Here is a 19263-nt window from a genome sequence, read left to right as displayed (position 1 = left end):
TACGTTGGCATTTGCGGTCAGGGTCCTTCAGATCACCCAGACTTTGCGCGCTGGTTGGTTGAGAAGGGCATTACTTCCATCTCATTAAATCCAGATAGCGTAGTGGCTACTTGGGAGATGTTGGGTAAGAACTTAAAAGCCTAATTGGCAAAGTTGTAAAAAGCAAAAGGCCTAGATTCTTCTAGGCCTTTTTGTTTGGTGAAGCAGAAGAACGCTTTAGCTATTTATTTTGCTTTTGCCTTGGTGCTGATTTTCTTAACTGGCTTCTTGGTAGCTGGAGTTACCGTCTTTGTTTTTAATTTTGCTGGCTGACGATTAACAGGAACTGCACCCATTTTTTTAGCTGGCGCTGAAATTGCACTCGACTTATTGGCGCCACTCCAGCTAGGTTCTGAAATTGAGTTAAAGGCTGCACGTAGCTTTTCACCCCAAAGCTGATGAATCATCTGGAAGTAGGGGTTAGACTCATCCATCGTCACGAGCTTATTGGCCTTGAGAGAGTTCTTCTCGTAAACGAGCAAGTCGAGCGGTAGACCTACAGAAATATTGCTATTTAGAGTGGAGTCCATTGAGATCAAGGCGCACTTGGTTGCAAGATTCAATGAAGTGTTGAAGTTCAAAACTCTGTCTAAAATTGGCTTGCCATACTTTGATTCGCCAATCTGGAAGTAGCAAGTCTCTGGCGTAGCTTCAATGAAGTTTCCTGCTGAGTAGATATTAAAGAGGCGCGGTCTTTCGCCCTTAACTTGTCCACCAAAAATGAGGTTGCAGTTAAAGTCAATTCCTGCTTTTTCCAATGCCCTATGGTCACGCTCATACACCTGTTTGATGGCATCGCCAATCACAACAGCGGCATCATGCGTGTTTTCAGCGGTCCAAAGATTCTTCCCATTCAAGAGCTGCCCTTGTAGGAGAATTTCTTTAACAGCCTGGGTAATAGCAAGGTTGCCAGCGCTCATTAAGGTGAAGAAACGATCCTTTTCTTGAAATAAGGTCATTTTTCTGAAGGTGCCGATTTGATCTACGCCTGCATTAGTGCGGGTATCCGACAAAAATACAAGACCATCTTTCAGGCAAAGCCCAACACAATACGTCATTCTCTAACCCTCTTCATTATTTCTGGTGATTATCTCTTAAAAACCAGATGGGCTAGCTTAGCTGTTGAATGGAGATATTGGCACTCAATTCTTCGCCTCCGCCTCCTGTGCGCACCCCTTTTACAGGTGCTGCAGAGTAGTAGTCACGACCTACTGCTAGTCTGATGTGACGTGAATCAATAAGGCAGGCATGGGTGATATCAACGCTCGTCCAAATACCTTTTTCAATGTCACTGCAAAAGTCTATCCATGCATGGCTTGCAAGGTTTGGGGATTCTTCTGCAAAGAAATAGCCGCTAACATAGCGAGCTGGTATTCCAGAGGCTCGACATAGGCTCAACATAATGTGGGCATGATCTTGGCAGACGCCAGATTTCATGGCAAAAGATTGCGCAGCGGTGGTAGCAAAGTTAGTCTGTCCTGGGGTGTACACAATCAAACCCTGAACAGCCTCGGCGAGTTTAAGTACTTGATCAACAGAATTTTCCTTTGGAAGACTATATGAGAAATACTCCAACATGGCATCTGTTGGTTCGGTCAGATTTGTTTGCTGTAAAAGATAGTAAGGGGAAACTGATTTAGCATCATCAATGAACTCAAAAGCATCCTGTGTATGAATTTCACCCTCGGCCTCCAGCATCATCGAGGTATAGGGAGTCTCTTGCACAAAGACGCTGCATACATTCCCGAAGGTATCTATGGAGTTTGATGCCTTAATCGGAGTGCTAATCTTCCACTTATCAATCTGCTGGCCTGGGACGGCTGGTGGAGTCAAGCGTAACTCCTGAATGGAGTAACGCACAGGCGTTTCATAGCGATATTCAGTGCGGTGACGGATCTTTAGGTGCATATATTCTTTGGTGAAGTCTTAAGCGACCGCTAATGGGATGAGGTATGCATTACTAAATTCATCAGCAATGTGATTAATGCGCTCTAAGAAAGACTCAATATATTCTTCCAGGCCTTGCTCGAAAACCTCATCGATATCGGAGTAATCCATACTTGCTTTGAGTTTGCCGAGTAAGCGTTCAATTTCTTTAGATTGCTGATTCTTTACCTCTGAAATAAGGGGAATGAGTTCATTCACGCAGCACACCAGGGAGCGCGGCATTTGCTTATTAAAGATCAGTAGCTCTGCAACTTGTTTTGGCGTGACTTGATCTGAATAGATTTGACGGTAAATCTCAAATGCGGAGACTGAACGAAGCAATGCAGCCCAGTGATAGAAGTCAAAGAATTCCCCATCGGTTCCTTCATCCGATGATTTATTAGCGCCAAGTACCTTTAGCGTTGCTTGATCTTCATATTTGGTTTCTAAGATACGGGCAGTGTTATCAGCCCGCTCCAGAAGCGTTCCAACGCTAATGAAGTAGAAGGACTCATTCTTAAGCATCGTGCCATAGAGAACGCCTCTAAAGAGGTGGCAGCGATGTTTAACCCACTCCAGAAGACGGCTGGGGTCGGCTTGATGTCTCGCCTCCAGGATGCGCTGTAGTTCAAGCCAGGTAGTGTTCTGGGTTTCCCAAACTTCGGACGTAATCTTGCCGCGAATGACGCGCGCATTTTCTCGGGCAGCATAGAGGCAAGAGACAATGCTGGAGGGGTTGCTAGTTTCATAAATCATGAAATCCAACACATTCTCGCGGTTGATCACATCATATTTACTGAGAAAAGCTTCTTCTAACTTAGAAATCGTCAGTAATTTTTTCCAGCTTTGCTCTAAAAACTCAGCAGGCTGTGGAAGCAGGGATGTCTGATGATTTACGTCGAGCATGCGGGCAGTATTCTCTGCACGCTCGGTATAGCGAGCCATCCAATAAAGACAATCAGCGGTACGACTAAGCATGTTTACTCTTTCCTTATTTCTCTAACACCCAGGTGTCTTTAGTTCCACCACCCTGGGAGGAGTTCACCACTAAAGAGCCTTCTTTGAGCGCGACCCTAGTCAATCCACCTGGCACCATCTTGATGGTTTTGCCTGATAGCACAAAGGGTCTTAAATCGATATGTCTTGGGGCAATACCTGACTCTACAAAAGTAGGGCAAGTAGAAAGAGCTAAGGTAGGCTGAGCAATATATTTATCTGGATTGGCGATTAGATGCGTTCTAAATTCTTCAATCTCTGCTTTAGTAGAGGCTGGACCCACCAACATGCCGTAACCGCCAGCACCATGAGTAAGCTTTACTACCAGCTTCTCTAAGTTCGCTAAGGTATATGCCAGATCATCGGCCTTGCGACACTGGAAGGTTGGCACATTATTCAGAATGGGTTTTTCACCAAGATAGAACTCAATCATCTCGGGGACATATGGATAGATTGACTTGTCATCAGCGATACCAGTTCCAATCGCGTTGGCTAATGTCACATTACCAGCGCGATGCGCGGACAGTAGTCCCGCAACACCCAAGGTGGAGTCGGAGCGAAACGCTAATGGATCCAAGAAGTCATCATCGACACGGCGGTAGATCACATCGACCCTTTCAGGACCTTGGGTAGTGCGCATAAAGACTTGTTCGTTCTTTACAAATAAGTCCTTGCCTTCAACTAACTCAACGCCCATCTGCTGTGCAAGATAGCTGTGCTCAAAGTAAGCAGAGTTATACATACCTGGCGTTAACACAACGACGTTTGGTTTTTTGACGTCATCAGGTTTTACAGACTTAAGGCATTCCAATAAAAGATCTGGATAGTGCTCAACTGGCGCAATGCGATATTTTTGGAAGAGGTCAGGGAAGAGTCGCATCATCATCTTGCGATCTTCAACCATATATGAAACGCCAGACGGAACACGTAAGTTATCTTCCAATACGTAGAACTCGCCTTCACCTGCACGCACGATATCGATACCGGCAATTTGTGCGTAGATGTCGCGCGGTACGCTTACATTGCGCATCTCTGGCCGGTATTGCGCGTTGTTATAAATCTGTTCGGCAGGAACAATGCCTGCTTTGATGATTTCTTCATCGTGATAGACGTCATAGATGAAGCGATTGAGCGCTTTAACGCGTTGGCGTAACCCCGCTTCAAGTTGTTCCCACTCTTTAGCGGTAAAGATGCGAGGCACTTGATCAAAAGGAATGGTTCTTTCTGAGCCAAGGTCGTCACCATAGACGGCAAAAGTAATACCTACTCGCCTAAAGATGAGGTCGGCTTCAGCACGCTTGAGACCCATAAGGGTGTCACTTTGCTGCTTTAACCAGTTGTGAAAGATTTGGTAGTGGGGACGCGCTTTGCCTGCGGCGTCGAGCATTTCGTCAAAAGGCAATTTCATAGTTATAAAACTAATGCCTTTATAAAAGCTGGAATAAATGATTTGAAGCGGCTTGGTGCCGTATTGCACCGAATTAGTGCATAAATGCTCAGATACTAGCCCTGAGGCCAGCATACCCCAGTTTTAGGCCTATTAAGCGTTTAAATCGCCTCTGGCAATCCGTCCCTTTTGCACTTCCCACTCACGCTCTTTAGTGGCCGCACGTTTGTCATGCTGTTTTTTGCCTCTGGCTAGGCCAATTTCACACTTCACATTCCCTTTGGAAAAGTGCAGGTTGAGCGGGACGAGGGTATAGCCCTTTTGCTCTACTTTTCCAATGAGTTTGCGGATTTCAATGGCGTTGAGAAGTAGTTTTCTAGTGCGGGTATTATCGGGCACGATATGGGTAGAGGCCGATAGGAGAGGGGTGATATGGCAGCCAATCAGGAATAGCTCCGCCTTGCGAATGACGACATACGCTTCCTTGATGTGCACGCGACCTGCGCGAATGGCTTTTACTTCCCAGCCTTCCAGAACAAGCCCTGCCTCAAAGCGCTCCTCGATAAAATAATCAAAGAAGGCTTTTTTGTTATCGACGATACTCATATTTATTTAGCTCTCAAGAACGATTATGGCAGACGTCTACAAGACCGTTTTAATTGGCCAATCAGCCGACCGCATGTATGGCTTGGTGACAGATGTTGCCCGCTATCCTGAGTTTCTGCCGTGGTGTGGCGGCGTGGAAATTTTTGAGCAGACCGAGACTGTGCTTGATGCCAAAATCAATATTCATTTCAAGGGCATTACCCAGTACTTTCATACGCGTAATGTGAATCATCGCCCGGAAACCATTGATATGGTCTTTGTGGACGGCCCGTTTAAGCATTTTTCGGGGCAATGGAACTTTATCCCTTTAAGAGATGATGCCTGCAAGGTGGAGTTCAAGCTGCACTGGGAGTTTAAGAGTGTCATTCTAGACAAGATTATTGGACCCGTCTTTGGTCATATAGCCGGCACCTTTGTGGATTGTTTTGTTAAGCGCGCTGAAGAGCTCTATGGCTGAGCGCGTAATTAACCTCATTCTCTGCGATGCTAGGCGGGGTGAGCCAGTGCTCAAGCCGTTTCAGCTGCTTTTGGAAGAAGGTCAGTCAGCAACAGTGGGATTGGCTTTAGTTAGGGCTGGAATTGCGGTTGGAGCTGATGACCCCGTTTTAGCCAGAAAGGGCTGCTTTGGGGTCTTCGGGAAGCGTAAAGACTGGGAGAGCCCCATTTATAACGGCGATCGTCTGGAGCTTTACTCACCCTTATTAATAGACCCCAAGACGGTTCGGCGTAAAAAGGCCAACCAGAACCAAGATGCCAAATTCCAGGCTGCCGCAGCTAAAAGAAAGGCTAGGAGGCTATAATCGGTTTTTGCGACTAGGGGTTTTGCATGCGACTCATTCAAAAAGCACTCACTTTTGACGATGTGCTCCTCGTACCGGCCTATTCATCGGTACTCCCTCGAGATGCCAGCTTGGCAAGTAAGTTAACTCGAGAAATTTCACTCAATACACCATTGGTGTCCGCAGCTATGGATACCGTGACCGAAGGCCGCTTGGCAATTGCCATGGCCAGCGAAGGTGGTATTGGCATCATTCATAAAAACTTAAAGCCTGCTGAGCAAGCGCGTGAAGTAGCGAAAGTTAAGCGCTACGAATCTGGTGTGCTGCGTGATCCAATCACCATCAGTCCAGATGTCACCTTGCGTCAAGTTATTCAGCTTTCTCGTGAACATGGCTTCTCTGGATTCCCAGTTCTCGTTGGCAAAGAAGTGGTTGGCATTATTACTAACCGTGATTTGCGTTTCGAAGAAGACTTGGATGCGCCAGTCAAAAGCAAAATGACTCCACGTGAGCGTTTGGTGACTGTAAAAGAAGGTTGCTCACTGGACGAAGCAAAACGTTTAATGAGTCAGCATCGCTTGGAGCGCGTATTAGTTGTTAATGACAAGTTTGAGTTACGCGGTCTCATTACTGTAAAAGATATTCTAAAAGCTACCGAGCATCCAAATGCTTGTAAGGACGGCGAAGGCAAGCTGCGCGTGGGTGCGGCGGTAGGCGTTGGCCCTGATAATGACGAGCGTATTGAGTTGTTGGTGCGCGCTGGTGTCGACGTCATAGTGGTAGATACTGCACACGGTCATAGCCAGGGTGTTTTAGATCGCGTGAAGTGGGTTAAGAAAAACTATCCTCATGTGCAAGTAATCGGCGGCAATATTGCTACTGGTGATGCTGCTAAAGCATTAGCCGATCATGGCGCAGATGGTGTGAAAGTGGGTATTGGCCCAGGCTCTATTTGTACTACTCGTATTGTTGCTGGTGTTGGTGTTCCGCAAATTACAGCAATTGTGAATGTAGCGACTGCGCTTAAAGGTACAGGCATTCCATTGATCGCTGATGGTGGCGTACGTTACTCCGGTGACGTTGCAAAAGCATTAGCAGCTGGCGCTAGTTCTGTAATGATGGGTGGGATGTTTGCCGGTACGGAAGAAGCTCCTGGAGAAGTGTTCTTGTATCAAGGACGTTCTTATAAGAGTTATCGCGGTATGGGTTCTTTAGGCGCGATGGCTGATGGATCTGCCGATCGTTACTTCCAAAGCGACATTGTTGCGAATGCAGAGAAGCTTGTGCCAGAGGGAATTGAAGGTCAAGTGCCGTATAAGGGCGGCGTATTAGCAATCTTGCATCAGCTTACTGGCGGTATTCGTTCTTCCATGGGTTACCTTGGATGCAAAACCATTGATGAGCTCCATGAGAAAGCCAATTTTGTAGAAATCACTTCAGCAGGTGTGCGTGAGTCGCACGTTCATGATGTGAAGATCACTAAAGAAGCGCCAAATTACCATATTGACTAACAATTAAAAAACGCTGAAATAAAGGCTGTTCCTTTCGTGCACGACAAAATACTGATTCTCGACTTTGGTTCACAAGTAACCCAACTTATTGCAAGACGTGTACGCGATGGACGAGTCTATTCTGAGATCCATCCCTACGATTGCGATCCTGAATTTATCCGCAAGTTCATTCAAGAGCAGGGTGGTAAAGGCATCATTCTTTCTGGCGGACCCAGCTCGGTAACTGAAGATGGTAGTCCACGTGCGCCACAAATTGTTTTTGAGCTTGGTGTTCCTGTGCTCGGTATTTGCTATGGTATGCAAACGATGGCCACTCAATTGGGTGGAGCTGTTGCATCCGCTGAGTCTTTAGGTAAGGCTCGTGAGTTTGGTTACTCTGAAGTTCGTGCGCATGGCCACACCAATTTGCTTAAAGGTATTCAGGATTTCTCCACTAGCGAAGGCCATGGCATTCTTAAGGTGTGGATGAGCCATGGAGACTCTGTTACTACATTGCCTCCGTCATTCAAGTTGATGGCATCAACTGAGTCTTGCCCTATTGCGGGTATGGCTGATGAAGAGCGTCGTTTCTATGCATTCCAGTTTCATCCAGAAGTAACTCATACCATCCAAGGCACTGCAATCATTGAGCGCTTTGTACATGAGATTTGCAAGTGTAAGCCTGATTGGGTGATGGGCGATTACATTGCTGAAGCAGTTGAGAATATTCGCAAACAAGTGGGCGATGAAGAAGTCATCCTTGGTTTGTCTGGCGGAGTTGACTCAAGTGTTGCTGCTGCCTTAATTCATCGAGCGATTGGTGATCAGCTGACTTGTGTATTTGTTGACCATGGCTTACTTCGTCTCAATGAAGGCGATATGGTGATGGAAATGTTCGCACGCAATTTGGGCGTGAAGGTCATTCGTGTCGATGCCAAAGAAACCTTTATGGGTGAATTGGCTGGCGTTGCCGACCCAGAAGCAAAGCGTAAAATTATCGGCAAAGAATTCGTAGAAATTTTCCAAACTGAATCTGGAAAAATTCAGAATGCAAAGTGGCTTGCTCAAGGAACTATTTATCCAGACGTGATTGAATCTGCTGGTAAGGGCAAGAAGGGCGCGCATACGATCAAGAGTCACCATAATGTTGGTGGCTTACCTGAAGATATGCATCTCAAATTGCTCGAGCCATTACGCGAACTATTTAAAGATGAAGTGCGTGAACTTGGTGTGGCATTAGGTTTGCCTCGTGAGATGGTATATCGCCATCCTTTCCCAGGTCCTGGTCTTGGTGTCCGCATATTGGGTGAAGTGAAGGCTGAGTTCGCTAGTCTTTTGCAGCGTGCTGACGCTATCTTTATCGAAGAATTACGCAATACGATCGACGAAGCAAGTCAGAAGTCTTGGTATGACCTGACTAGCCAGGCATTTGCTGTCTTCTTGCCAGTAAAGTCTGTTGGTGTGATGGGTGATGGCAGAACATATGAATATGTTGTTGCTCTCCGTGCAGTTCAAACCCAAGACTTTATGACTGCACACTGGGCTCATCTGCCACATGAATTGCTTGGTAAGGTTTCTAATCGCATCATTAATGAAGTGCGTGGCATCAATCGGGTTGTATACGATATCAGTGGAAAACCACCGGCAACGATTGAGTGGGAATAAGGGGCGGGCTAAATCAGCCTGCTAATTCCTATGTTTGAGTTACGAGCAACAGCACTCGCAATCCTAGCAAGCTCTGATGTGCAGACTAAAGTAAGTCAGTTGCTTGAGTTGTTTGATGAATATCAGCAGCAACGAGTAACCCTTGATGTTTCTCGTAAGGTTGATTCTCAAGATCTCATTCTTCCTGGTCGCCCAGTAAAGCCGGAGCTCGTACTTCCTAAATTAGTTCCTAAAAGAAGAATGGATACGCCCGAAGGTAGGGCAGGCCTATTGCACTCCTTGGCTCATATTGAATTTAATGCCATGAATTTAGCTTTGGATGCGATCTGGCGTTTTCCGGATATGCCCAAGGAATACTATGAAGACTGGCTGAAAGTTGCCAAAGAAGAGGCCTATCACTTCAGCTTAGTTAACGATCATCTGCATTCGCTTGGATTTACCTATGGCGATTTTCCGGCTCACAATAGTTTGTGGGAGATGGTTGAGAGAACAACGGATTCAGTCATTGCCAGAATGGCGCTTGTTCCCAGAACGATGGAAGCAAGAGGGTTAGATGCGGTGCCTTCGATTCGAGATCGCTTTAAGCAAATTAAAGAGGCTCGTGCTGTAGAGATTCTAGAGATTATTCTCAATGATGAAATCGGTCACGTACTGATTGGTAATCGTTGGTTTAATTTCTTATGCTCTAAAGATAATCTATCTCCGATCGTCGCTTATCGAGAGTTAGCTGGAAAATATCGAGCACCTGTTCTTAAGGGGCCATTTAATATCGAGGCTCGCAAGCAAGCAGGCTTCACCTCTGAAGAGTTAAGTCTCCTTGGAGCATAGCCAAATGAAGGTATTAAGCCTCATCCCTCCGATGACACAGCTCAATACCCCGTATCCCTCTACGGCTTACCTTACCGGGTTTTTACGATCGCGTGGTGTGGATGCTGTACAAGAGGATTTGGCATTAGCTCTGGTACTCAGTTTTTTTACACCCGAAGGTTTGAGGGAAATTCATGCTCAAGCTCTCAGCATGCCTGAAGAGAATCGTAGTGCAAGTGTCAATTTTTTTCTAGATTACTTTCCCACGTATCAATCCACAATCTCGCCAGTAATTACTTTCTTGCAGGGGCGCGATAGCACTCTAAGTCATCGTATTAATAGTCGAACTTTTTTGCCTGAAGGACCGCGCTTTTCATCGCTTGATACGTTTGATGAAGAAGAGGTTGGTGATTCCTTGTCTTGGGCCTTTGGTGCCCTGGGATCGCAAGATCGAGCGCGTCATTTGGCAACCCTTTATCTCAATGATCTTTCTGATGTTTTGCGTGATGCCGTTGACGAACGTTTTGAATTCGTGCGCTATGCAGAGTCACTTGCAAGCAGTCAGCCTACTTTCACGCCCTTAGCGGATGCACTCAATGCTGAGCCAACGCTGATGGATATGCATTTGCAGTCGCTTACCAACCAAGCAATTGAGCATCATCAGCCGAGCCTAGTCCTTTTATCGGTTCCATTTCCTGGTGCCATGTATGCAGCCTTACGCATTGCTCAAGTGATTAAAAGCGCTTATCCAGAAATTAAGATCGCATTGGGTGGTGGGTATGTCAGTACAGAGTTGCGAGAGCTCTCTGAACCTCGCATATTTGATTTCGTTGATTTCATTACCTTGGATTCTGGAGAAAGGCCACTATTAGCCTTGCTAGATCATCTTGCTGGCAAGCGCTCTGTTGAGAGGTTGGTACGTACATTTATTCGCAATACGAAAAATCAAGTGCAATACCTCAATTGGCAGGAGCCTGATATATCTTTCGAGGAAGTTGGAACTGCTACCTGGGATGGATTGCCTCTCGATTCTTATCTATCGCTTCTAGATATGCTCAATCCCATGCATCGCTTATGGAGCGATGGTCGCTGGAATAAGCTTACGGTTGCGCATGGGTGTTATTGGAAGAAATGTAGCTTCTGCGATGTATCGCTTGACTATATCTCTCGTTATGAAACTGCATCAGCGAGTTTGTTAGTAGATCGCATAGAGCAAATTATTGCCGAGACTGGGCAAACGGGCTTTCATTTTGTAGACGAAGCAGCGCCACCAAAAATATTAAAGGCATTGGCTGAGGAGCTTATTCGTCGTCAAGTGGTTATATCTTGGTGGGGCAATATTCGCTTTGAAAAAACCTTCACACCAGAATTGGCCGAGCTTCTAGCTCAGAGTGGTTGCATTGCTATGTCAGGTGGCCTTGAAGTGGCTTCTGATCGTTTGCTGAATCTCATGAAAAAAGGTGTATCAGTCGAGCAGGTTGCTCAAGTGACCAAAGGTTTCTCAGATGCAGGCATCTTGGTGCACGCATATCTGATGTATGGTTTCCCAACTCAAACCGTGCAAGAAACAGTAGATGCTTTGGAGTATGTAAGGCAGTTATTTGAGAACGGCTGCATCCAAAGCGGCTTCTTTCACCGATTTATCTGCACAGTTCATTCTCCGGTAGGACTTAATCCACAAGAGTATGGAATCGAATTAGTGCCCTTGCCTGAAATCACTTTTGCCAAGAATGATGTTTCCTTTATCGACCCTACTGGGGTGGATCACGACCTGTTGGGGCAGGGCTTGAGGAAGGCGCTTTACAACTATATGCATGGTGTGGGTTTTGATATCAAAGCACAGTCCTGGTTTGATGGCTTGGGAATCACTATTCCAAAGACAACTGTCCCTAAGAATTTCATAGAGAATGCTTTGTACCAATAGCCTGATCGCGGGATTCAGACTTAAAATCATTTCGTGAAGTAATAAGATTAATGCGGGAGAAGAAAATGAATTTATCGCGTCGTACTTTTATTGCATCAGCTGCCTTAGCTCCTGTCGCTTGTGGCGTGCCTTTGGCCTACCAGAGGGGCACTCCTGTTGCCCAACCAAAGCCAACTCCAAATGTTAGAGCACCTCAAGTTGGGCAGGAGTGGACATATGTCAAGCGCGATGTTTTTGATGGCAAGATCCGCGGAGTGGTTACGGAAAGAGTCGCTAGTGTTGGCTCAAACATTGTGATAGAGCGTAGAGATGAGGATGGCAGTCAATTGCCAAGTGAGATACAGGGGCCATGGGGCGTAGTGCAATTAGATACATCATGGCCGCGTCTGATGAGCTTCAAGCCGCCGATTCCCCTGTGGCCTGAAGAGTTGACATCAAGCTGGAGTAAGCAATTGAATACCAAATATAGCTTAGGCGGTTACTCTGAAAATGCTTATGGGTGGCAAGAATATATGAGTGCACATGGTTGGGAGCAAATTACTGTTCCTGCTGGAACCTTTTTAACTTTGCGTTATCAAAATCTCATTAACTTCGAGAGTAATGATGACAATAAAGTTAATTGCATTCGCAAGCAAACCATTTGGTTTGCCCCAAGCATTGGTCGCTGGGTGGCCAAAGAATCATCCGGCTCATACATGATTCAGGGGCAATTGGGTATGCCTAATTTAGAGGATAGTTATCAATGGCAGCTGACTTCATACAAGTAAGTATCTTCCGCCGAATATTTTTGATGGCTCTACCAGCTTTGCTGGTGGGTTGTATTTCTTCCCAACCTGCTCCTAGAGGTCGACTTGAGGCCCAGCCTATGCCACCCCCCATGGTAAGAGCGCCAAAGATTGGTCAAGAATGGGTCTATCAAGTTCGCAATGTTTTTAACCAAGAGATTGTGGACACCGTCACTGAGAGGGTCGTATCGGTGGGCGATCAGATTCGTATTAGTCGCTCCGGAGTTAAGGCGGGACCTCTTCCAGATGAAATCCAGTCGCCTTGGGGATATGTCATTCAAGATCCACACTGGCAGCCTCCTCAAAAATTTACTAAAGCCATACCTTTGTGGCCCGAACAATTGCAGGTTGGTTGGAATAAATTCTTCACCACCCAATATGAGGCCCTTTCTTATCCTGGAGCTACTTATTACTGGGGTCTGAGTATGGCTGCAACCCAGTGGGAGCGTATCAAATCTCCTGCTGGTGAGTTTTTAGTATTGCGGGTTCAAAACGAAATGCCGAATTTTGTCAGTAGCGACCTTTTTAGGGTTGGCAATATTCGGAGTGAGGAGTTATGGTTTTCACCGGAGATTGGTCGGTGGGTGGTTCGCAGAAGCTCTGGACGCTACATTACCCCAGGCGTATATTGGGCTAATGCCTACTGGGAGGATTTCCTGGAGTGGGAGTTAATCTCCTGGAAGTAAGCAAAGCGCTTAAAATAGGCGCATTGCTATGTATACCGTAAAAGAACTATTCCCCACCCTCCAAGGCGAAGGTGCCCATGCTGGTAGGGCGGCAGTATTTTGTCGCTTTGCTGGATGCAATCTATGGAGCGGTCGCGAAGAAGATCGCGCTACTGCTATTTGCCAATTCTGCGATACCGATTTTGTCGGCAGCGATGGCTTCGGTGGTGGTAAGTTCGATACCGCTATTTCTCTTGCGGATGCAATTGAGGCTGCATGGCGCAGCACTTCTGCCGGTCCCCAACAACGTTATGTAGTTTTTACTGGTGGCGAACCTCTTCTCCAGTTGGATGACGAATTAATCGCAGCGCTTCACCAAAAAGGTTTTGCAGTCGCCATTGAAACCAATGGCACGATGAAAGTTCCTAAGGAAGTAGATTGGGTTTGCGTAAGCCCTAAAGCTGGTTCCGATTTAATTGTTTTGCAAGCGGACGAGCTAAAGCTAGTAATTCCACAACAAGATCATGCGGATTTAGAAATGATCATGGCTCGTTTTGAGAAGATGGACTATCGCAATCGCTTCTTGCAACCCATGGATGGGCCGAGTCTGAAAAGTAATACAGAATTGGCCGTCAGCTTATGTCAAAAACGCCCTTTATGGAGATTGAGTCTGCAGTCTCATAAGCTGATTGGGATTCGGTAAACAAGCTAGGCGACAATATATTAAAAGAGCACTTAATGACAACTAAACAACCAGCCATCTCCATTACCCGCCGCCTCGAGTTCGACTCTGGTCACCGCATTCCGAATCATGATGGACAGTGTCGCCATCTTCATGGACATCGCTATGCAATAGAGGTTACGCTGACTGGTGAAGTTGCGGATCATCCTGGCAAAGCAGATGATGGAATGGTTTTGGATTTTGGCGACATCAAACGCTTAACAAATCAATACGTTGTTGAGTTGTGGGACCATGCATTTTTGGTGGCAAAAGAGGATGAGGGATTGGTTGCTTTCTTGGCGACATTGCCTAACCATAAGACCGTCATCATGGAGCATGTACCTACTGTAGAAAATCTTGCTAATGCAGCATTTGCGATATTGCAGCCTGTATTTAGTAAGGCTTTTAGTGGTCGCTTAGAGCTTTCGTCTATTCGTCTTTACGAGACGCCCAATTGTTGGGCTGATATTCATTCTGCCTAAATGACGCAAGCTGAGCTTGACCAGCAATATATGCGCATGGCAATTGAGCAAGCTCAATTGGCAGCGCAATCAGGTGAGGTTCCTGTAGGTGCTGTATTGGTCAAAGATGGCCAAGTTATTTCCAAAGCTTTTAATAAGCCAATTGCAAATCACGATCCTAGTGCACATGCTGAAATGTTGGCTCTGAGAGAGGCTGCTTTGGCTGAAGAAAATTACCGCATTCCCGGCAGCACTCTCTATGTCACTCTAGAGCCATGTGCAATGTGTTCTGGAGCTATGCTCCATGCTAGGATTGATCGTGTAGTCTATGGGGCGTCAGATCCTAAGACAGGCGCAGCAGGCAGTGTTTTAGATATCTTTGCCTCTAAGCAAATTAACCATCAAACTAGTGTAGAAGGTGGCATCATGAGTGAAGAGTGCGGTCAGTTGTTGCGCGATTTTTTTAAGGGACGACGTTGAAATCCATTCACCTGATTGCTCCATCTGGAGCAAGCTTAGACAGCAAAAGCCCTCTAGCTGGCATCAATTGGTTAGAGGGTCAAGGCATTGCTGTAGAAAACACAGATTGTGTGAATCGAGTTTATGAGCGATTTGCAGGGAGTGATGACGCGCGTCTTGCGGAGCTCAATCACTTATCCAAATTAGATCCACGTGCCTTAGTGATGGCAATGCGTGGCGGTTATGGTCTTCATCGCTTACTCCCAGGCATTGAGTGGAGCGCGATTGCAAAAGCGATTCAAAATGGTTTGCAAGTATGTGGCCATAGTGACTTCACAGTATTTCAGCTGGGTCTATTGGCAAAAACAGGTGCAATGACATTGGCTGGACCCATGCTTAATTATGACTTTGGGCGACTTGGCGATGATGGCGCTCCAGTAGCGCCAGATGCCTTCATGTGGCAGCATTTTCAAAATGCTGCTGAAGGCCGCAAGTTGGAATGTGAAGTATCAGCCCCGCAAGCTTTCTTGGGTAAAGCTAAGACTAGCTCACTCACAGGTCTGCTATGGGGTGGAAACTTAACTGTTGTAGCGGGTTTGGTTGGGACACCTTACCTTCCTAGTAATAAGCAAACGCAAGGCGGCATCTTTTTCCTTGAGGATGTTAATGAGCACCCTTATCGGATTGAGAGAATGATGATGCAGCTTCTGGATGCGGGAATACTTGCAAATCAGGGCGCTATTCTGCTCGGTGGATTCTCCGCTTACCGTTTGTACGATAACGATAAAGGTTATTCGTTGGAGCGGGCTATAGAGGCGATTCGCAAGCGTTTGTCAGAAGAGACTCCAATCTTGACTGGTCTTCCATTTGGGCATCAGGCGAATAAATTAACTTTACCTGTTGGTACTTCAGCGAATTTAAGCTTCAACCCAAATGGGTTTGAGCTGAAGTCCCAGTGGTAGTCATTAGAAATCTTTTGAGGCATCCTTTTTTGAGGGGCGCTCTCACTCTCATTGCATTTACATTTACAGGGGCAGTCATGGCAACGGAAGAGCCAAAATACACTGTTCTTGAAAAAGAACCTCCTTTTGAAATCCGCGCCTATGCGCCAATGATTGTCGCCGAAGTTCAGGTTGAGGGAGATTTAGATGGGGCATCCAGCCAGGGCTTCCGTTTAATTGCTGCCTATATATTTGGTCAGAACCAAGTGAGTGAAAAAATAGCGATGACTGCACCGGTCACGGTAGTAGATCAATCAGTAAAGAATGCAAAGATTGCCATGACTGCCCCTGTGGGGATTGAGTCAAATGCTGGTAAGTGGGTTGTGTCGTTTGTGATGCCGGCTGAGTACACCATGGAAACGATTCCCAAGCCACTAAATTCTCAAGTGCAATTGCGTCAAATTCCGGCAGTAAAAAAGGCTGTCATCAGCTTTAGCGGTTTTTATAACGACCAAAAAGTTACTGAGAAAACTCTCGAGCTTGAGCAGTGGATGAAGACCAAGAATCTCCAAAGCGCTGGTACTCCCAATTTTGCGCGTTACAACCCGCCTTGGACTTTGCCGTTTATGCGCCGCAACGAGGTGATGATTAACCTACGTGACTAATTCTTCGCTTCAAAGTTTTTTAGTAAAAACTGACCACCACCATTAATGCCTAAAGCTTTCGTGAGGGTGGGCAAGGCTTGAGCCAAATGTTTTTCTAGGGTCCAAGGTGGATTAATAATAAACATGCCGCTAGACTGGAGACGACGTTCACCAGGCGCATTTTCAACTCGTAATTCTGTATGGAGCCAAGAGCGTTTATGCGTAGCGGCAATTTTCTTCAGACGATCAGGCAGGGCGATGGATTCTCTTCTGGAAATCACGGGGTACCAGATTGCATAGCAGCCAGTGGCAAAGCGTTTCAATGCCTCTTCCATAGCGGCCTCAAGATAGCGATAGTCTTGCTTATCCTCGTAAGAGGGATCAATCAATATCAAGCCACGCCGACTGGGAGGGGGGAGCAATCCCTTAAGTCTGGAAAAGCTATCCTCAGCATAAATATCAATCTGTTTTGATTGCTTCAGCTCGCCAATATTGTGGCGAAGAATATCAATCTCTTTAGGATGTAGCTCAAATAACTTAAGACGATCTTGCGGGCGCAATAGACGCGCCAAAATAAATGGAGAGCCAGGGTAGGTTGTGAGTTGCCCATCAACATTCTCTGCATTGATGAATTTCAAATACTCCAAAATACTTTCTGGAATTGGCGTATTGGCATGCTTGCAGGTTTCTACATATTGAGTGAGGCGAAAAATTCCACCATCCGCTTCTTTGCTGACGGTTGAGAAACCATCTTGCAGGCTATAAATACCTGCACCAGCATGGGTGTCGACCATCGTGAGAGCTCCAGGCTTCTCTTGTAGATACTCAACCAAATGAATCAGGGTGAGATGCTTCAGGATATCCGCATGACTTCCGGCATGGAACGCATGTCTATAGCTAAACATATTAGGTCGCGCTCATTTTGGAGGTGCTTGAGTAAATTGCGCTTTGCCATAAAGCACAAGCGTAATCACAATAATGGCGATCGAAGCATATTGCAGCGGTTGATTTAATTCAAGATCCATTTTTTGGGTGAAGTGAGAGTAGGTTGCTACAACACCACCAAGTGCAATGATGTGAGCCCATATTTTTTTGGGGCCCAATTGACTCTCCGGAAAAAGATTAGCTAACCAGGCTCCAATCATGCCGCACCAAATACCAAATCCTGCTCCCCCTAAAACATCAGTGAGCCAATGTGCTCCAACAGCGTTACGCGAAAGCCCTACAAATGCAGCCACAACAAATAAAAGCAGCAGTGGCACCCTTTTTTCTTTAGATGCTGAGAAATAGAAAGCGCTGGCAATGGCAAATGCTGTAAGGGTATGACCTGAAGGAAAGGCTCTATGAAGCAGTACTTCGCCGATGCGATAAAAACTTCCTTCAGTCAAAATGCCCGCAGGTCTTGGTAGATTGAATATGCCTTTTAATACCGAGCTTGTTACGGCCGCTATAGCGCCAGCAAATATGCCTGCAGTTAAGATTCTTGGGGCTAATAATAAAAGCGGGAAAGCCAATGCAAAAATACCCCAGCCATTACCTAAGAAGGTGAGCCAAGCCCAAAGTGTGTCTGGTAGCTGCTGGGTAAATTGATTGATCAATAGAAAGCTGCTGTTCTGAAGATCGCCAAAATAGATGATGGCTGCAAGTGCGAGCGGGGCTAGCGGGATAAACCAAGCAAACCCAGGTATTGCATTTTTACTCATGCAGCTTAACGAGCCTTTGCCTGATCTGCATCTTGTAATTGCTTAATCACTTTATCTAGTACTTGTGGAACGGTGATGGCTTGCATGCAGACATTGTCATGACAAGGTGTTTTACGGTGATTAGCGGCGCTCACGCAAGGAGAGCAGGCCAAGTTAGCGGTGATGGCGATGGAGTTGCCAACAGAGCCATAGAGGGCTGGAGTTTCAGGGCCAAAGAGAACAACGGTTCTTAATGGAGTTACCGCTGAAAAATGGCCCGGGCCAGAGTCATTAGTCACCATCACATCAGATAAGGTGTAAAGGGGTGGTAATTCAGCAAAGCTGACCTGCCCAGCAAAGTTCAATGCATTTTTAACGTTTGCTACAGCACGAACTTTTTCTACATAGGCAAACTCAGCAGGCGATCCAGTAATGAGAATCAGACCATCTGGATATTTCTGATGGATGGCTTGAATCAACTCAGAAAAACGCTGCTGTGCCCAACGGCGTTGCGGCAATAGATCACTCGCATTTGGATTAATCAGAATAAGACGATTTTTTCCGTGCGCGTAATGGATGTTGGCTTCTTTAGCTAGCTTCTCAATTCGCTCGCGAACTTTTTCTAAGGTACTTGGATTGATGATAGCCTGCTCTAAGCGAACCTCTGAATCTGGAATTTCAATCTTGCTAAAAGGAACTTCAATCTTCTGAGCAAAGGCTGCATGAATCAGAGAAATAAAGTTCTTAGTAATATGAATGTGTGGGTTGTAATGGACCTTGCGGGTCAACATGAAGCCACGCCACAAGCCTTCGCCATGAAAGATGTGATAACCAACGCGACGGCGTGCGCCACACATGCCAGTTAGCAAAGCTGTGAAGCGTGAAAACAACTCCAAATCTATGACGGTATCAATACGATGCTTGCGAGCAAGCAATAGAAAGAGCAGGGTGTCCTTGATTAAGCCACCCAGGCTTGATGAATCGATTGTGAAGATATTTTCCGGTTTAACAGTATTGAGCAAAGTGAGGCTGGCACGATTGCTTTTAAAGATGAGGAAAAATATCTCTGCTCCACGCGCCTGTGCATTGCGCATTGCTGGGTCTACTAAAATCGCGCTACCCATTTCTGAGAGTTCAATAAAGAGTAATTTTTTTGGAGTCTCTGGACCGCGATTAAATACATTCTTAATGCCATCAATCAAAGCAATAACAGGACTTACGATTGCACAAAGAGGTACGCCGACCCAATGATCAATGGCGCGCATAGTGTTGACGCTAATAGTCAT

Annotated in this window: 22 protein-coding genes; 14 read left to right on the top strand and 8 right to left on the bottom strand. The window is 46.1% G+C overall.

Annotation, left to right across the window (positions count from 1 at the left end):
• Positions 1 to 144 (top strand): putative PEP-binding protein (locus JaK3_RS10600; protein ID WP_150114206.1); only part of this gene is annotated, 144 nt, incomplete at its 5' end.
• Between the two features lie 80 nt (positions 145 to 224).
• Here the strand turns inward: JaK3_RS10600 and JaK3_RS05535 are convergent.
• From JaK3_RS05535 to smpB, 5 genes are all read right to left on the bottom strand, one after another.
• Positions 225 to 1097 carry a proteasome-type protease gene (locus JaK3_RS05535; protein ID WP_068321837.1) on the bottom strand — a complete coding sequence of 291 codons (873 nt, stop codon included), beginning with the start codon at positions 1095 to 1097 and terminating at the stop codon, positions 225 to 227.
• Positions 1098 to 1149: 52 nt separating this feature from the next.
• The gene (locus JaK3_RS05530; protein ID WP_068321834.1) at positions 1150 to 1947 is read right to left on the bottom strand and encodes a transglutaminase family protein; all 798 of its coding nucleotides are present in this window, start codon (positions 1945 to 1947) and stop codon (positions 1150 to 1152) included.
• Between the two features lie 18 nt (positions 1948 to 1965).
• A complete protein-coding gene (locus tag JaK3_RS05525) occupies positions 1966 to 2943 on the bottom strand; it encodes an alpha-E domain-containing protein (protein WP_068321831.1) in 978 nt (325 codons plus the stop codon).
• A 13-nt stretch (positions 2944 to 2956) separates the two neighbouring features.
• The gene (locus JaK3_RS05520; RefSeq protein WP_068321852.1) at positions 2957 to 4369 is read right to left on the bottom strand and encodes a circularly permuted type 2 ATP-grasp protein; all 1413 of its coding nucleotides are present in this window, start codon (positions 4367 to 4369) and stop codon (positions 2957 to 2959) included.
• A gap of 132 nt (positions 4370 to 4501) precedes the next feature.
• Positions 4502 to 4954 (bottom strand): SsrA-binding protein SmpB, encoded by a 453-nt coding sequence (gene smpB, locus JaK3_RS05515; protein WP_068321829.1) that lies wholly within the window; start codon positions 4952 to 4954, stop codon positions 4502 to 4504.
• A 25-nt stretch (positions 4955 to 4979) separates the two neighbouring features.
• Between smpB and JaK3_RS05510 the strand changes: the two genes are divergently transcribed.
• From JaK3_RS05510 to JaK3_RS05450, 13 genes are all read left to right on the top strand, one after another.
• Positions 4980 to 5411, top strand: a complete 432-nt coding sequence (locus tag JaK3_RS05510; RefSeq protein ID WP_068321826.1) for a type II toxin-antitoxin system RatA family toxin — start codon at positions 4980 to 4982, stop codon at positions 5409 to 5411.
• Positions 5404 to 5754 carry an RnfH family protein gene (locus JaK3_RS05505; RefSeq protein WP_068321823.1) on the top strand — a complete coding sequence of 117 codons (351 nt, stop codon included), beginning with the start codon at positions 5404 to 5406 and terminating at the stop codon, positions 5752 to 5754. Before JaK3_RS05510 ends, JaK3_RS05505 begins: the two co-directional genes overlap by 8 nt.
• A gap of 26 nt (positions 5755 to 5780) precedes the next feature.
• Positions 5781 to 7244, top strand: a complete 1464-nt coding sequence (gene guaB / locus JaK3_RS05500) for an IMP dehydrogenase (protein WP_068321820.1) — start codon at positions 5781 to 5783, stop codon at positions 7242 to 7244.
• A gap of 36 nt (positions 7245 to 7280) precedes the next feature.
• The gene (guaA, locus tag JaK3_RS05495; RefSeq protein ID WP_068321816.1) at positions 7281 to 8888 is read left to right on the top strand and encodes a glutamine-hydrolyzing GMP synthase; all 1608 of its coding nucleotides are present in this window, start codon (positions 7281 to 7283) and stop codon (positions 8886 to 8888) included.
• Positions 8889 to 8918: 30 nt separating this feature from the next.
• A complete protein-coding gene (locus tag JaK3_RS05490) occupies positions 8919 to 9716 on the top strand; it encodes a ferritin-like domain-containing protein (RefSeq protein WP_068321813.1) in 798 nt (265 codons plus the stop codon).
• A gap of 4 nt (positions 9717 to 9720) precedes the next feature.
• On the top strand, positions 9721 to 11619 hold the full coding sequence (locus JaK3_RS05485) for a B12-binding domain-containing radical SAM protein (protein WP_068321810.1): 1899 nt from the start codon (positions 9721 to 9723) through the stop codon (positions 11617 to 11619).
• A 65-nt stretch (positions 11620 to 11684) separates the two neighbouring features.
• Positions 11685 to 12386, top strand: coding sequence for a hypothetical protein (locus JaK3_RS05480; protein WP_068321807.1), 702 nt, complete (start codon positions 11685 to 11687; stop codon positions 12384 to 12386).
• Positions 12362 to 13090 (top strand): hypothetical protein, encoded by a 729-nt coding sequence (locus JaK3_RS05475; protein WP_068321804.1) that lies wholly within the window; start codon positions 12362 to 12364, stop codon positions 13088 to 13090. Before JaK3_RS05480 ends, JaK3_RS05475 begins: the two co-directional genes overlap by 25 nt.
• Positions 13091 to 13118: 28 nt before the next feature.
• Positions 13119 to 13772 (top strand): 7-carboxy-7-deazaguanine synthase, encoded by a 654-nt coding sequence (queE, locus tag JaK3_RS05470; protein WP_068321801.1) that lies wholly within the window; start codon positions 13119 to 13121, stop codon positions 13770 to 13772.
• 35 nt (positions 13773 to 13807) lie between these two features.
• On the top strand, positions 13808 to 14272 hold the full coding sequence (queD, locus tag JaK3_RS05465; protein ID WP_068321798.1) for a 6-carboxytetrahydropterin synthase QueD: 465 nt from the start codon (positions 13808 to 13810) through the stop codon (positions 14270 to 14272).
• Positions 14273 to 14731, top strand: a complete 459-nt coding sequence (gene tadA, locus JaK3_RS05460; protein ID WP_068321795.1) for a tRNA adenosine(34) deaminase TadA — start codon at positions 14273 to 14275, stop codon at positions 14729 to 14731. It abuts the gene before it with no gap.
• The gene (locus JaK3_RS05455; RefSeq protein ID WP_068321793.1) at positions 14728 to 15672 is read left to right on the top strand and encodes an LD-carboxypeptidase; all 945 of its coding nucleotides are present in this window, start codon (positions 14728 to 14730) and stop codon (positions 15670 to 15672) included. The genes tadA and JaK3_RS05455 overlap by 4 nt, the downstream gene beginning before the upstream one ends.
• A 77-nt stretch (positions 15673 to 15749) precedes the next feature.
• The gene (locus JaK3_RS05450; protein ID WP_068321849.1) at positions 15750 to 16316 is read left to right on the top strand and encodes an SOUL family heme-binding protein; all 567 of its coding nucleotides are present in this window, start codon (positions 15750 to 15752) and stop codon (positions 16314 to 16316) included.
• Here the strand turns inward: JaK3_RS05450 and JaK3_RS05445 are convergent.
• The 3 genes from JaK3_RS05445 to JaK3_RS05435 are packed head-to-tail and all read right to left on the bottom strand — an operon-like array spanning position 16313 to position 19263.
• Complete coding sequence (locus JaK3_RS05445; RefSeq protein WP_068321790.1) at positions 16313 to 17200, bottom strand: 23S rRNA (adenine(2030)-N(6))-methyltransferase RlmJ; 888 nt, start codon at positions 17198 to 17200, stop codon at positions 16313 to 16315. The genes JaK3_RS05450 and JaK3_RS05445 overlap by 4 nt on opposite strands.
• A 12-nt stretch (positions 17201 to 17212) precedes the next feature.
• The gene (locus JaK3_RS05440; RefSeq protein WP_068321787.1) at positions 17213 to 17998 is read right to left on the bottom strand and encodes a phosphatase PAP2 family protein; all 786 of its coding nucleotides are present in this window, start codon (positions 17996 to 17998) and stop codon (positions 17213 to 17215) included.
• A 5-nt stretch (positions 17999 to 18003) separates the two neighbouring features.
• On the bottom strand, positions 18004 to 19263 hold the full coding sequence (locus tag JaK3_RS05435) for a glycosyltransferase family 9 protein (protein ID WP_068321784.1): 1260 nt from the start codon (positions 19261 to 19263) through the stop codon (positions 18004 to 18006).

The organism is Polynucleobacter yangtzensis, assembly GCF_001595965.1.
GTDB classification, from domain to species: Bacteria; Pseudomonadota; Gammaproteobacteria; order Burkholderiales; family Burkholderiaceae; genus Polynucleobacter; species Polynucleobacter yangtzensis.
The sequence above is the reverse complement of the archived record's forward strand: the minus strand, read 5'-3'. Positions and strand labels throughout refer to the sequence as shown.